The organism is Mycobacterium sp. 1274756.6, from assembly GCF_001668625.1.
GTDB lineage: Bacteria > Actinomycetota > Actinomycetes > Mycobacteriales > Mycobacteriaceae > Mycobacterium.
The window spans coordinates 34653-48017 of sequence record NZ_LZLJ01000088.1; the positions used below are offsets into that span (position 1 = coordinate 34653).

Annotated in this window: 15 protein-coding genes; 7 read left to right on the plus strand and 8 right to left on the minus strand. The window is 69.3% G+C overall.

What is annotated here, in order from left to right; genetic code table 11:
• Nucleotides 1-29 precede the first annotated feature (29 nt).
• Both A5643_RS13570 and A5643_RS13575 read right to left on the minus strand, forming a co-directional pair.
• On the minus strand, nucleotides 30-770 hold the full coding sequence (locus tag A5643_RS13570; RefSeq protein WP_066856417.1) for an acetoacetate decarboxylase family protein: 741 nt from the start codon (nucleotides 768-770) through the stop codon (nucleotides 30-32).
• 10 nt (nucleotides 771-780) lie between these two features.
• On the minus strand, nucleotides 781-1812 hold the full coding sequence (locus A5643_RS13575) for an LLM class F420-dependent oxidoreductase (RefSeq protein ID WP_066856420.1): 1032 nt from the start codon (nucleotides 1810-1812) through the stop codon (nucleotides 781-783).
• A 58-nt stretch (nucleotides 1813-1870) separates the two neighbouring features.
• On the opposite strand from A5643_RS13575, the gene A5643_RS13580 reads away from it, so the two are divergent.
• The 4 genes from A5643_RS13580 to A5643_RS13595 are packed head-to-tail and all read left to right on the plus strand — an operon-like array spanning nucleotide 1871 to nucleotide 5998.
• Nucleotides 1871-2860 carry a Zn-ribbon domain-containing OB-fold protein gene (locus A5643_RS13580; protein WP_066856423.1) on the plus strand — a complete coding sequence of 330 codons (990 nt, stop codon included), beginning with the start codon at nucleotides 1871-1873 and terminating at the stop codon, nucleotides 2858-2860.
• 13 nt (nucleotides 2861-2873) lie between these two features.
• Entirely contained in the window at nucleotides 2874-3935 is a 1062-nt protein-coding gene (locus tag A5643_RS13585) for a thiolase family protein (protein WP_066856426.1), read from the plus strand.
• Between the two features lie 4 nt (nucleotides 3936-3939).
• On the plus strand, nucleotides 3940-5115 hold the full coding sequence (locus A5643_RS13590) for a thiolase family protein (RefSeq protein ID WP_066856429.1): 1176 nt from the start codon (nucleotides 3940-3942) through the stop codon (nucleotides 5113-5115).
• A gap of 4 nt (nucleotides 5116-5119) precedes the next feature.
• Nucleotides 5120-5998, plus strand: a complete 879-nt coding sequence (locus A5643_RS13595; protein ID WP_066856433.1) for a TIGR03619 family F420-dependent LLM class oxidoreductase — start codon at nucleotides 5120-5122, stop codon at nucleotides 5996-5998.
• Nucleotides 5999-6329: 331 nt separating this feature from the next.
• Here the strand turns inward: A5643_RS13595 and A5643_RS13600 are convergent, their stop codons facing one another.
• From A5643_RS13600 to A5643_RS13610, 3 genes are read right to left on the minus strand one after another with little or no spacing between them, the layout of a single operon-like run.
• Nucleotides 6330-6737, minus strand: coding sequence for a PIN domain nuclease (locus A5643_RS13600; RefSeq protein WP_066856436.1), 408 nt, complete (start codon nucleotides 6735-6737; stop codon nucleotides 6330-6332).
• On the minus strand, nucleotides 6728-6952 hold the full coding sequence (gene vapB, locus A5643_RS13605; protein WP_066856439.1) for a type II toxin-antitoxin system VapB family antitoxin: 225 nt from the start codon (nucleotides 6950-6952) through the stop codon (nucleotides 6728-6730). The genes A5643_RS13600 and vapB overlap by 10 nt, the downstream gene beginning before the upstream one ends.
• A 57-nt stretch (nucleotides 6953-7009) precedes the next feature.
• Nucleotides 7010-7534, minus strand: coding sequence for a gamma carbonic anhydrase family protein (locus A5643_RS13610; RefSeq protein ID WP_066856442.1), 525 nt, complete (start codon nucleotides 7532-7534; stop codon nucleotides 7010-7012).
• Between the two features lie 115 nt (nucleotides 7535-7649).
• Between A5643_RS13610 and A5643_RS13615 the strand changes: the two genes are divergently transcribed.
• A complete protein-coding gene (locus A5643_RS13615) occupies nucleotides 7650-8789 on the plus strand; it encodes a 3-ketosteroid-9-alpha-monooxygenase, oxygenase component (RefSeq protein WP_066856445.1) in 1140 nt (379 codons plus the stop codon).
• A gap of 10 nt (nucleotides 8790-8799) precedes the next feature.
• Nucleotides 8800-9246 carry a hypothetical protein gene (locus A5643_RS13620; RefSeq protein WP_066856448.1) on the plus strand — a complete coding sequence of 149 codons (447 nt, stop codon included), beginning with the start codon at nucleotides 8800-8802 and terminating at the stop codon, nucleotides 9244-9246.
• Between the two features lie 19 nt (nucleotides 9247-9265).
• On the opposite strand, the gene A5643_RS13625 is transcribed toward A5643_RS13620, so the two are convergent.
• The 3 genes from A5643_RS13625 to A5643_RS13635 are packed head-to-tail and all read right to left on the minus strand — an operon-like array spanning nucleotide 9266 to nucleotide 12325.
• A complete protein-coding gene (locus tag A5643_RS13625; RefSeq protein WP_066856451.1) occupies nucleotides 9266-10411 on the minus strand; it encodes a sulfotransferase family protein in 1146 nt (381 codons plus the stop codon).
• The gene (locus tag A5643_RS13630; RefSeq protein WP_066856454.1) at nucleotides 10411-11193 is read right to left on the minus strand and encodes an SDR family oxidoreductase; all 783 of its coding nucleotides are present in this window, start codon (nucleotides 11191-11193) and stop codon (nucleotides 10411-10413) included. Before A5643_RS13630 ends, A5643_RS13625 begins: the two co-directional genes overlap by 1 nt.
• 4 nt (nucleotides 11194-11197) lie before the next feature.
• Entirely contained in the window at nucleotides 11198-12325 is a 1128-nt protein-coding gene (locus A5643_RS13635) for a hypothetical protein (protein WP_066856457.1), read from the minus strand.
• 139 nt (nucleotides 12326-12464) lie between these two features.
• Between A5643_RS13635 and A5643_RS13640 the strand changes: the two genes are divergently transcribed.
• The gene (locus tag A5643_RS13640) at nucleotides 12465-13364 is read left to right on the plus strand and encodes an IclR family transcriptional regulator (protein WP_066856460.1); all 900 of its coding nucleotides are present in this window, start codon (nucleotides 12465-12467) and stop codon (nucleotides 13362-13364) included.
• Nucleotide 13365 lies beyond the last annotated feature (1 nt).

Consider the following 13365-nt stretch of genomic DNA (forward strand, 5'->3'; position numbering starts at 1 on the left):
GGACCTTTCTGCCGCGGGTCACCTGGGCGTCACTTCATGGGCTTCACTTCATGGGCATCGCCGAACGTCATCTCGACATTGGCAGACGATTGACTGGCCAGGGCGCGTTTCGGCAAACCCAGTGCGGTCAGCTCCACGGCGTACGGGTGGTCGCCGAGTCGCAGCCGGGCCCCGCCCATCCGGAACCGCATCCCGGAATTGCGCATCTCCCAGGGGATTTCGCGGGTGATGCCGTCGGCGTGACTGTAGGTGGTCAGCACCTGCGAGCGGTTGGTCAGCCGCGACGGGATCGGCATGCCCGCCCCGAATTCGATGCCGGCGATCAGCCGGCCGTCCTCGCGGACCTCGAAGTCGAACTTCGGGCGCTCCCGGACGGTGAAGTCGGCCATGATCTTCGGGAAGCCCCAGATCTTCCGGCCCGCCTCCAGGGTGAAGCTCTGGTTGACCGGCAGGTGGTGGATGAACGCGGCGGCCGAGCGCAGCGCGAGCGGCCCGCGGCCGGTGCGCCCGGGCGGGTTGACCATCATCGCGGTGCCGAACTCGTGGTACTGGCCGAGGTCGCCGTCGTGGTAGCGGACCAGCATCAGCATCACCAGCGCCCGACCGGGCAGGTACTGGCAGACGTCCAACCCGCTGTAGTCGATGAGCCGCTGGGCGTTCGGCGCGGGCACCGAGAAGACGGCGACGTGGGTGTCGGCGCGGCGGATCCGCACCGGCATGGTCAGCAGCGTGTCGGCGATCTGGTAGGTCGACGGGGTGGCGGAGCTCATGGCTCCAAATCTAGATGAGGGTGGCCAGTTCCCGAACCTGTTCGGTGCTGCGCGCGGTCACCACCATCATGGTCACCCCGGCGGCCTCCCACACCTTGATCTGCTCCCGCACATAGTCGATGTCGCCGACGATCACCGCGTCGTCGACCAACTCGTCGGGGATGACGTCGGCGGCCTGGTCCTTGCGGTTGCTGCGGAACAGCGCGGTGACCTCGTCGACCACCTCCGCGTAGCCCATCCGGCGGTAGACGTCGGCGTGGAAGTTGGTGTCCTCGGCGCCCATCCCGCCCATGTAGAGCGCCAGGTAGGGCTTGATCCCGGCGAAGGCGGCCGCCCGGTCGTCGGTGATGACGACCTGCGCGGTCGCGCAGATCTCGAAGTCCTCGCGGGTGCGGCGCGCGCCGGGGCGGGCGAAGCCCTCGTCGAGCCACTCGTTGTACATGTCGGCCAGCCGCGGGGTGTAGAAGATCGGCAGCCAGCCGTCGGCGATCTCGGCGGCCAGCGCGATGTTCTTCGGGCCCTCAGCCCCCAGCATGATCGGGATGTCGGCGCGCAGCGGGTGGGTGATCGGTTTGAGGGTCTTGCCCAACCCGGTGGTGCCCTCCCCGGTCAGCGGCAGCGGGTAGTGCGGTCCGGGGCTGCTCACCGGCGCCTCGCGCGCCCAGACCTGCCGCAGGATGTCGATGTACTCGCGGGTGCGGGCCAACGGCTTGGGGAAGCGCTGCCCGTACCAGCCCTCCACCACCTGCGGGCCGGACACGCCCAGGCCCAGGATGTGGCGGCCGCCGGAGAGGTGATCGAGGGTCAGCGACGCCATCGCACACGCGGTCGGGGTGCGCGCCGACAGCTGCACCACCGAGGTGCCCAGCCGCATCCGGGTGGTGGCCGCCCCCCACCAGGCCAGCGGGGTGTAGGCGTCCGACCCCCACGCCTCGGCGGTGAACACGGTGTCGAAGCCGGCCTGCTCGGCGGCGGCGACGAGTTCGGCGGTGTTGTCGGGGGGTTGGGCGCCCCAGTACCCCAGTTGCAGACCCAGCTTCATCAGACCGCCTTCCGACCGTTGCTTGCCACCGTTGTTAGAACCTGTTCTACTCGATGCCGTGACTGCGAGCCATAGCCGCCCGGTGCAGATCGATCCGCATGAGCCGCCTCTTTCTGCGCCGCTGAAACTGTCATTCGACTACACCCGTTCAGTGGGGCCCGCCCTGGGGGCGTTCTTCACCGCACTGCGCGAGCGCCGCATCGTCGGGGTGCGCGGTTCCGACGGTCGGGTGTTGGTCCCCGTCGCCGAATACGACCCGGTCAGCTACGAACCGCTGACCGAGATCGTACCGGTGGCCTCGGTCGGGACCGTGGTGTCCTGGACCTGGCAGGCCCACCCGGTCGAGGGCCAGCCGCTGGACCGCCCGTTCGCCTGGGCGCTGATCCGCCTCGACGGCGCCGACACCCCGCTGCTGCACGCGGTGGACGCCGGCAGCCCGGAGCAGATCGCGACCGGCGCGCGGGTGCACGCCCACTGGGTCGACAATCCGGTCGGCGCCATCACCGACATCGCCTACTTCGCGCTCGGTGACGAGGCGGAACCGGAGGGCCCGCCGAGCGAAGCCGACCCGGTCGCCATGGTGATCACCCCGATCGCGCTGCAGATCGACCACACCGCCTCCCCCATCGAGAGCGAGTACCTGCGCGCGCTGAAGGAGGGCACGCTGCTGGGCTCACGCGACGGGGCCACCGGCAAGGTGTATTTCCCGGCGCGGGAAGCCGATCCGGCCACCGGGCGGCGCGCCACCGAGCTGGTGGAGGTCGCCGACACCGGCACCGTCACCACGTTCGCGATCATCAACATCCCGTTCGCCGGGCAGAGCATCAAGCCGCCCTATGTGGCCGCCTACGTGCTGCTCGACGGCGCCGACATTCCGTTTCTGACCCTGCTCGCCGACGTCGACGCCCACGAGGTGCGGATGGGGATGCGGGTGCAGGCGGTGTGGCTGCCGCGCGAGCAGTGGACCTACGGCATGGAGAACATCGAATACTTCCGGCCGACGGGTGAACCCGACGCCGACTACGACACCTACAAACATCACCTCTGAGGGGAAGCTGCCAATGAGTACCCGCGATGTCGCGGTGGTGGGCTTCGCCCACGCCCCGCATGTCCGCCGCACCGACGGCACCACCAACGGCGTCGAACAGCTGTTGCCGTGTTTCGCCGAGCTCTACGACGACCTGGGCATCACCAAGGCCGACATCGACTTCTGGTGCTCGGGATCGTCGGATTACCTTGCCGGGAGGGCGTTCTCGTTCATCTCGGCGATCGACTCGATCGGCGCGGTGCCGCCGATCAACGAGTCGCACGTGGAGATGGACGCGGCCTGGGCGCTGTATGAGGCCTACATCAAGATCCTGACCGGCCAGGTCGACACCGCGCTGGTCTACGGGTTCGGCAAGTCCTCGGCCGGGGTGCTGCGCCGGGTGCTGGCGCTGCAGACCGACCCCTACACGGTCGCGCCGCTATGGCCGGACTCGATCTCGCTGGCCGGGCTGCAGGCCCGCGCCGGGCTCGACGCCGGGGTGTTCACCGCCGAGCAGATGGCGCAGGTGGCCCTGGACGCGTTCGCCCGCGCCGAGCGAGTGGACTCGGTGGAGGCCGCCGACACCATCGAACAGCTGCTGGACCGGCCGTTCTACGCCGACCCGCTGCGCCGCCACGACATCGCCCCGATCACCGACGGCGCGTCGGCGATCGTGCTGGCCGCCGGGGACAGGGCCCGCGAGCTGCGCGAGCGTCCGGCCTGGATCACCGGGTTCGAGCACCGCATCGAGACCCCGGTGCTCGGCGCGCGGGACCTGACCACCTCGCCGTCCACCGCGGCGTCGGCGGCCACCGCCAGCGGCGGCGACCCCGGCTCCATCGAGGTGGCCGAGTTGCACGCCCCGTTCTCCCACCAGCAGCTGATCCTCACCGAGGCGATCGGGCTGCCCGCCTCGGCGACGATCAACCCGTCCGGGGGTGCGCTGACCGCCAACCCGATGTTCTCCGCCGGGCTGGAGCGCATCGGCTTCGCCGCCCGGCACATCTTCGCCGGGGACGCGTCGCGGGTGCTGGCCCACGCCACCAGCGGGCCCGCGCTGCAACAGAACCTCGTCGCCGTGATGGAAGGGCGCTAGAGCCATGGGCAAACAACTGGCCGCGGTGCTGGGCACCGGACAGACCAAATACACCAAGGCGCGCCACGACGTGTCGATGAACGGCCTGGTGCGCGAGGCCATCGACCGGGCGCTGGCCGACTCCGGGTCGAGCTTCGCCGACATCGACGCGGTGGTGGTCGGCAAGGCGCCGGACTTCTTCGAAGGCTCGATGATGCCGGAGCTGTTCATGGCTGATGCCGTGGGCGCGACCGGCAAGCCGCTGATCCGGGTGCACACCGCCGGGTCCGTGGGCGGGTCCACGGCGATCGTCGCGGCCAGCCTGGTCGAGTCCGGCAAGTACCGGCGGGTGCTGGCGATGGCCTGGGAGAAGCAGTCGGAATCCAACGCCATGTGGGGACTGTCGATCCCGGTGCCGTTCACCAAGCCGGTCGGGGCCGGGGCCGGCGGCTACTTCGCCCCGCACGTGCGCGCCTACATCCGCCGCTCCGGTGCTCCGGAGCACATCGGGGCGAAGGTGGTGGTCAAGGACCGGCTCAACGGGACCAAGAACCCGCTGGCGCACCTGCATCAGCCCGACATCACCGTGGAGAAGGTGATGGCCTCGCAGATGCTGTGGGACCCGATCCGCTACGACGAGACCTGCCCGTCCTCCGACGGGGCGTGCGCCGTGGTGATCGGCGACGAGTCCGCGGCCCAGGCCCGGGTGGCCGCCGGGGAGCCGGTGGCCTGGATTCACGCGACCGCGTTGCGCACCGAGCCGCTGGCCTACGCCGGCCGCGACCAGGTCAGCCCGCAGGCCGGCCGCGAGGCGGCCGCGGCGCTGTGGCGCGACGCCGGGATCACCGACCCGCTCACCGAGATCGACGCCGCCGAGATCTACGTGCCGTTCTCCTGGTTCGAGCCGATGTGGCTGGAGAACCTCGGCTTCGCCGCCGAGGGCGAGGGTTGGAAGCTCACCGACGCCGGGGAGACCGCGATCGGCGGGCGGTTGCCGGTCAACCCCTCCGGCGGGGTGCTGTCGAGCAACCCGATCGGGGCGTCGGGGATGATCCGCTTCGCCGAGGCCGCCATCCAGGTGATGGGCAAGGGCGGTGACCACCAGGTGCCTGATGCCCGAAAGGCGTTGGGGCATGCCTATGGTGGCGGTTCGCAGTATTACTCGATGTGGGTCGTGGGATCCGAGAAGCCGGGGAGCTGAGGCCGTGAAGTACACCTGCAGCATCGCGATGGGCCCGATCGATCAGCTGACCGAGCTGGCGCGCACCGCCGAGGAGGTCGGGTTCGACGCGATCGCGCTGCCGGACTCGCTGTTCTACATGGAGAAGGCGGCCGCGGACTACCCCTACACCCCCGACGGGTCGCGGATGTGGGACGAGAACACCCCGTGGGTGGACCCGCTGATCGCCACCGGCGCCATGGGGGCGGTCACCTCGACGCTGCGGTTCTACACCAACGTGCTCAAACTGGGCTCACGCAACCCGCTGCTGCTGGCCCGGCAGGTCGGCTCGGTGGCGAACCTGACCGGCAACCGGTTCGCGCTGGGCGTCGGGATCGGTTGGGCGCCGGAGGAGTTCGAGTGGTGCGGGGTGCCCTATGCCCGCCGCGGCGCCCGCGTGGACGAGATGATCGAGGTCATCAAGAAGGTGCTGGCCGGCGGCATGGTCGAACACCACGGCGAGTTCTTCGACTTCGACCGGCTGCAGATGAGCCCGGCGCCCACCGAGCCGGTGCCGTTCTACGTCGGCGGGCACACCGAGCCCGCGCTGAAGCGGGCCGCCCGGGTCGGCGACGGCTGGACTTCGGCGATGATGACGTGCGCGCAGCTGGCCGAGACCATCACCCGGATCAACGAACTACGCACCGAGTACGGCCGCGCCGACGGGCCGTTCGAGTTCCAGGCCGTCTGCGTGGACAAGTTCGACGTCGACGGGCACCGCGAGCTGGCCGCGGCCGGGGTCACCGACAACATCGTGGTGCCCTGGCTGCTCTACGGCCACGGCTTCGGCGCGGCGCTGACCGACAAGCAGGACGCCATGAAGCGGTTCGCCGAGACGTTCATCCATTCCGGCTGGCAGGACTAGGCGCTCAGCCCTGAGTGAACTCCGGCGGCCGGGCGGCGGCGGGGCGCATCAAACACGACTCGAACAGGCCCGGGTCGCGCACCAACGGCCGGACGCCACAGGCGCACTCGGCGGCGAGCAGAATTTCGTCGCGGGTGGGGAGATCATCACGCCGGGCGCTGGTTCAGCTCGGCCGAACGCTCGGCGATCTGTTGGGCGAGCGCCCCCGCCCGACCTGCACGGTCGTGGACGGTATCCAGAATCGCCTGTTTCGCGGCATGGCGCGCCCCTAAGACAGTTGGTACCAGCCAGGATTGTCTGCAGTTGAGGAAATAATGAGCACCACCGGTATTCAGGTCAACCGTTCGACCCGTTGACCGGTGAGCGCGGCGATCGTCTCGAAGTCCTTGTCGACGTGCAGAACGGTCAGACCGGCCAGTTCAGCGGTGGCCGCCACCAGCAAATCGGGGATACCCGGTCCTCGGTGCTGGCCACGGTCGGCCAGTAGGAGTTGAATCTCGACGGCGCGGTCCTCGGCCGCCGGCGTGAGGTACTCGATCGGCATCAACGACAGCGGCGGCGAGGTGGCCTCCGCGTGCGCCTGCGCCGCCGTGCGAAATGAGTAACCGATCTCCAGTCGGGTGACCGTGCTCAGCCGGAGCAGGCCACGGTCGATGCGCTCCATCCACGCATCGGCCTCAGGTGACGACGCGAGACGGGTGTAGGCCGACTTGTCGACAAGCCAGACAGTCACCGCCACGCAGCGTCCATCACGTTCGGGTCATCGAGATCGGCTGCCGCCGCCGCAGCGCGCTGCAGATCTTCGCGGGTGACCTTGTCATCCCGCCCATGCCGGCGCTCCGCTTCGAACCGGCGGCGCAGATACTCCTGCCGCGATAATCCACTGGCCGCCGCGGCCGCGTCGATCTGTGCCACCGCGGCTTCCGACAGCCCCCTGATCAAGATGTCCGCCATGGCGACCTCCTGATATCTACGATATCGCACGGGTGCGAGCACACCAGCAAAACCGGGCTACCCCTCCCCCAGCTCCGTCCGGTACCGGGCCGCCAGGTCGCGGTAGTGCTCCGGGTTGGCTTTCACCCACAGTTCGGCGCCGGTGCCGGCCAGCGGGCCCTTGACCTTCGCCGGGGCGCCGACGGCCAGCACGCTGTCGGGAATCTGGGTGCCGGCCAGCACCAGCGCGCCGGCGGCGACGAGGCTGCCCGCCCCGATCACCGCGCCGTCGAGCACGGTGGCCTGGTTCCCGATCAAGGCCTGCGCCCCGACCCGTGCTCCGTGGATCAGGCACAGATGCGCCACCGTCGCATCGGGCCCGATCTCCACCGCTGCGCCGGGTGCGCCGTGCAGCACCGCGCCGTCCTGCACGTTGGCGCCGGCGCGCACGTGGATGGGGGCGTCGTCGCCGCGCAGCACGGCGTTGAACCACACCGAGGCGCCGGCCTCGATCGTGACGTCGCCGATCAGGGTCGCGGTCGGGGCGACGAACGCGTCGGCGGCGACATTCGGGCTTTTACCCTCGAAGGAGAACAACGGCATGCAGCCAGATATATCGCAGTGTCGTGCGCACCGGGGTTGACCGGGACATATTGCACAACACCCGGACAAAACAGTAACGTGTTCTAGTAACCAGCGAGTGGAGGTAGCAGGCGAAATGAGCGAGGTCCGCGAGATCGACACCGGGACGCTGCCGGACCGGTACGCCCGAGGATGGCACTGCGTGGGGGTGGCCGACACGTTCCGGGACGGCAAGCCGCATGCCCTGCACGCCTTCGGCCGCAAACTGGTGGTCTTCGCCGACACCCAGGGCGACCTGCACATCCTCGACGGCTACTGCCGGCACATGGGCGGCGACCTGACCCAGGGCACCATCAAGGGCGACGAGGTGGCCTGCCCGTTCCACGACTGGCGCTGGGGCGGGGACGGCCGCTGCAAGCTGGTGCCGTACTCCAAGCGCACCCCCAAGGCGGCGCGCACCCGGTCCTGGCCGACCGATGAGCGCGGCGGCCTGCTGTTCGTCTGGCACGACCACGAGAACAACCCGCCGCAGCCGGAGGTGCGGATCCCGGAGATCCCGGAGGCCACCAGCGACGAGTGGACCGACTGGCGGTGGAACTCGATGGAGATCAACTCCAACTGCCGCGACATCATCGACAACGTCACCGACTTCGCGCACTTCTTCTACATCCACTACGGGATGCCCACGTACTTCAAGAACGTCTTCGAGGGCCACATCGCCTCGCAGTACCTGCACAACGTCGGCCGCGCCGACATCACCGACATGGGCACCGCCTACGGCGACACCAAGCTGGACTCCGAGGCGTCCTACTTCGGTCCGTCGTTCATGATCAACTGGCTGCACAACAGCTACGGCGAGTTCAAGGCCGAGTCGATCCTGATCAACTGCCACTACCCCATCAGCCAGGACAAGTTCGTGCTGCAGTGGGGCGTGATCGTGCAGAAGCCCAAGGGGCTGGATGAGAAGACCACCGACAAGCTGGCCGACGCCATGACCGAAGGCGTCTCCAAGGGCTTCCTGCAGGACGTCGAGATCTGGAAGCACAAGACCCGCATCGACAACCCGCTGCTGGTCGAGGAGGACGGGGCGGTCTACCAGCTGCGCCGGTGGTACTCGCAGTTCTACGTCGACGCCGCCGATGTCACCCCGGAGATGACCGACCGGTTCGAGATCGAGATCGACCCCACCGCGGCGAACCGCAACTGGCAGGCCGAGATCGACGCCAACATCGAGGCGCAGGCCGAGCAGAAGGAAAAGGCCGAGCAGGGCTCGTGAGGTTACGCGCATGAGCAGCGAGGGCCGACGGCCCAGCGTCGAGCAGGTGGCGCAGTCCATGCTGCTCCTCTACGGCGCGCACGACGACGACGACCACGAGCACGGCGACAGCGGGCCGGGCGCCGGAACCTGGGCCAAGGCACCGAGTTTCGCCAACGACCCGCAACGCGCCGCCGCGGTCGCCGAGGCCAGCCGCCGGGACCGGGAGCGCTACCTCAACGCGGGCCTGACCGAAGTCGCCTGCCGGTTCTGCCACACCACGGTCGCGGTCAAAAAGTACGACACCGGCTACACCGCGGTGCAGTGGAACACCGCGGCCAGCGAGCAGTGCGCCTATTTCGCCGAGGTGCGCGCCGACGGCGGCGACCCCAGCCGGGTGCCGGCCTGCCCCCGGCTGCATGACAGCATCAACCACGCGGTGGCCGAAGGGGTGTTGGAAACCCGCGCGGCGGACTGAGCGCACCGTCGCCGACGGCTCACAGCCCGGCGAAACGCTCCCGCACCTGCTCGGCGGTGAGCCCGTAGTCGGCCAGCGCGTAACTGTGTTTCGGGGCGCGCGGACCCCGCTTACTCGCGTCGTGATGTTCGCGCATCGCCGCCAGCGCCTCGTCGGTCAACGTCAGGTCGAAGTGCCGGTAGATGGTCTGCACCGTGCCGATCGGGTCGGCGATGAAGTCGAAGTAGTCGACGTCGTAGAACTGCTTCGGGTTCTGCCCGGCCCGTACGGTGTTGAACCGCTCCAGGCCACGCGACCAGGTCTCCAGCGCGTCGTGGCCGATCTGCTCGCCGACGAACCGGTGCGACCAGCCCGCGGTGGTGTGCTGGGCCAGCGAGCACATCGAGGCCATGATCGTCTCGGCCGGCCGGTGGCACTGGATCACCAACGCGTCGGGGTAGACCTCGAACAGCGCGTCCAGGGCGAACAGGTGGCTGGGGTTCTTCAGCACCCAGCGCTTGCCGATGTCGTTGAGCCCGATCAGTTGCAGGTTGCGCCGGTGCCGACGGTAGGACGGGGTCCAGTCCTGCTGCGCCAGCCACGACGCGTAGCCGGGCACGTGCGCCAGGGTTTCGTAGGACACCGAGTGCAGCGACTGGCGCAGCAGCTGCCAGCATTCCTCGAGCTCGTCGGCGGTCATGAAGTGCAGCCCGGTGTACCCGGGGTTCTCCTCGTGGTGGCGGGCGAACCCGTCCTGCAACTGCCGGAACACCGGGTTGGCCTCCCAGGTGTCCCGCGGCGGGCGCGGCTGCGGAAACTCCGCGAGCCACATCTGCAGACCCTGGTGGCCGGGGTCGGCGCCCAGCAGCCGGTGCAGCGCGGTGGTGCCGGTGCGGGGCAGGCCGGTGACGAAGATCGGCCGCTCGATGGCCACGTCGGCGTACTGCGGATGCTGTTTGAACGCGGCCTCGGAGAGCAGGCGGGCCACCAGCGCCCCGCGCAGGAAGAACCGGGACATCTTGCTGCCCAACTCGGTCAGGCCGGCCTCGTCGCGGTAGGACTCCAGCAGCACGCCCAGCGCGTGGCGGTAGTTGTCGTCGTCGGCGCCGAAATCGTCGAGGCCGACCAGCTTGGTGGCCGAGGCGTGCAGGTCGTCGACGGTGCCGACATCGGTGCGCGCGGTCATCAGGATTTGTACTCCCCACAGTTGACGTCGAGGGTGTGCCCGGTGATACCGCTGGCCAGGTCACTGGCCAGGAACAGGATCGCCGAGGCGACCTCGTCCTCGGTGGGCAGGCGTTTCAGGTCGGAGTTGGCGGCGGTGGCGTCGTAGATCTGCTCCACGGTCATGTTGTACTTGCCGGCCTGGTGAGCGAAGTAGCCCTGCAGGGTGGCGCCCCAGATGTAGCCCGGCGCAACGGAGTTGACCCGGATGCCGTCGGGGCCGAGTTCGGAGGCCAGCGACTGCGACATCGCGAGCAGCGCGGACTTGGCCATCTTGTAGGCGCCGTATTTGGGCTGGGAGTGCCGGATCACCATCGAGTTGACGTTGACCACCGAGCCGTTGGCCTCGGCGAGCGCCGGAGCGAAGGCCTGGGTGAGCCGCAGCGTGCCGAGCACGCTGAGCTCGATGGCATCGCGGATGTGTTCGAAGGTGGTCTGGCCCAACGGTTTCATCGACGGGACCCGGAAGGCGTTGTTGATCAACACATCCACCCGCCCGTAGGTCTGCTGCGTGGCGGAGACCAGTTCGGTGACCGCGGCGTCGTCGGTGATGTCGGTCGGCACCGCCAGGGCGCGCCTGCCGGTCTCGCGCACCAGCGCCGCGACCTCCTCGAGGCGTTCGGCGGTGCGCGCCGCCAGCACCAGATCGGCGCCGTCCTGAGCGCAGCGGCGGGCCAGCGTGGTGCCCAGCGCGGGCCCGACCCCGCTGATCACCACGACCTTGCCGTCCAGCAATCCACTCATCTGCTCACCCCAGCATCCGGTTGGCGATCTGTTGCTGGCGCAGCGCGATCCGGGCGCGCCAGTCGGTTTCGGAGATCCGGTTGTCCGCGTAGTAGGGCAGCGCGTCGGGCACGGCGTCGACGTCGACCAGCTGCACCTGCGGGCCGTCGGCCTCGGTGAGCGCCCGGGAGAGCCGCTGCCAGCGGAACTGCAGGAACCCGCGGCGCCGGCCCAGCGTCTCCACCCAGTTGGTGATCCCGGGGTTCTGCGCGGCGACCACGATGCGGATGTTGCCGTCCGGATCGACCTGCGCCTGAGTGGCGTTCAGCGATGTCTGGTGGTTGATGTAGTCCAGCGAGATGTACCACCTGCTGCCCAGCTGGAAGCCCAGGTAGGGGGCGTCGCCGACCGGCACCGTGATGACCAGCGCCTGGTCCGGCGTCAGGTCGAAGTGACCGGCCGAGGAGTACTGGGTGGCCAGCCCGCCCGGGGTGAGCCGCGGCGCCACCATCGTGTTGGGTTCGAGGTTCAGATAGAACCACTGCGGGAACGCCAGCCAGGTCTTGATCCGGTTGACCAGTTGGGCTCCGGCGACCCGGTAGCGCTTCTCGACCAGCTCGCGGGTGAGCGGGGCGGGCGCGGTGCCGGCGGTGTCGGTGCGGGCGATGGCCAGGGTGCCGCGGCGCGCCGACCAGTCGTTGTAGACCTCCCGGATCACCAGCTGGCCCGGGCCGTTGGGCACGATCCGCCACTCGAAGCTGCCGTCGGCGGCGATGTCGAGTTCGCGGTCGTCGAAGGCGGCCTGACTGACCGGGACGTGGTCGTCGGTGTACTCCCCGCCGAGCAACTGGAAGCTCAGGTCGGTGGTGGTGCCGCGCCGGCCGGTGACCACGTACTCGTGCCCGCCCTGCAGCCGGGCCCCGAAGTAGAGGGTGTCGGGGTTGTCCAGACCCATCTTGGTGAACGGCCCGGTGCCCGACAGCAGGAACGGATGCTCCCGGTCGTGGTGGAAGACGGTGTGGGTGCAGGCGGCGATGCCCTGGGCGAGGTACTGCAGGCCTTCGACCAGGTCGTCGTCGTTCTCGATGTGCGGCGCCTGCACGACCAGGCGTTCGGCCTCGGCGATCGCCTCGGTCAACGGTTGGGAGAACATCACCGCACCTCCAGCGTCGCGCCGCACTGCGGTTCATTATTGCACCGCAGCGGTAGATAATCTTCTCGGAGCCTAAAGCGGCCCGGCGGACGCGTCAACTTTTCGGTTCATTTGTGAGCCGCATTGGTACCTTATTGACATGACCTCTTCGTCGGGCCGCTCGTCGCCACCGGCGGCGCGAGTGGTGGCGATGCTCGACTTCCTGTCCCGCCACCCCGAGCAGCGGTTCGGGCTCTCGGAGCTGGCCCGTCGAACCGGGCTGAGCAAACCCACCTGCCTGGGCATCGCGACCACCCTGACCGACGCCGGCCTGCTGGTGCGCGACCCCGACGACAAGAGCTACCGGCTCGGCCCGGCCCTGATCACACTCGGGCACGCCGCCCAGGAGTCGATGCGGGTGAGCCCTGCCGCGCGGGCGGAGCTTCGCGACCTGTCCGCCGCGTTCGACACGACCGCCGCACTCGCCGCCGTCATCGACGACCGCATCACCCTGCTGGAACTGGTGTCCCCGCCGGGGGTCACCCCGCCGGTCCCGGTGGGACAGAGTTACCCGTTCGCCCCGCCGGTCGGGCTGATGTTCGTGCTCTGGGACGACGAGGCGCTGCGCGACTGGTTGGCCCGCGAGCCGACGGTGCCGCTGACCACCGACACCGACCGGCTGGACCGGGTGATCGCGCAGTGCCGCAGCGCCGGTTACCTCGTCGAGCGCCTCACCCCGGCCGGGCGGCGCCTCTACGGGCTGATGGCCGGGATGTCGGCCAGCCTGCCCGACGAGCTGGCGGCGCTGCTGCCCGAACTGGTCGCCGACATCGGCGAGCGGGTGTACCTGCGCGACGAACACCCCGGCCGGGGCCGCCACGACATCAGCGTGATCGCCGCCCCGGTCTACGACCACCACCAGCGCCAGGCGATGGTGCTGTCCCTGCAGATCGGCGCCGCGCTCACCGACACCGAGATCACCAAACGGGCGCGGCGGCTCACCGCCACCGCCGATGTCCTCACCGGCCGGCTCGGCGGGCACAAGCCGGGGTTCGACTGAA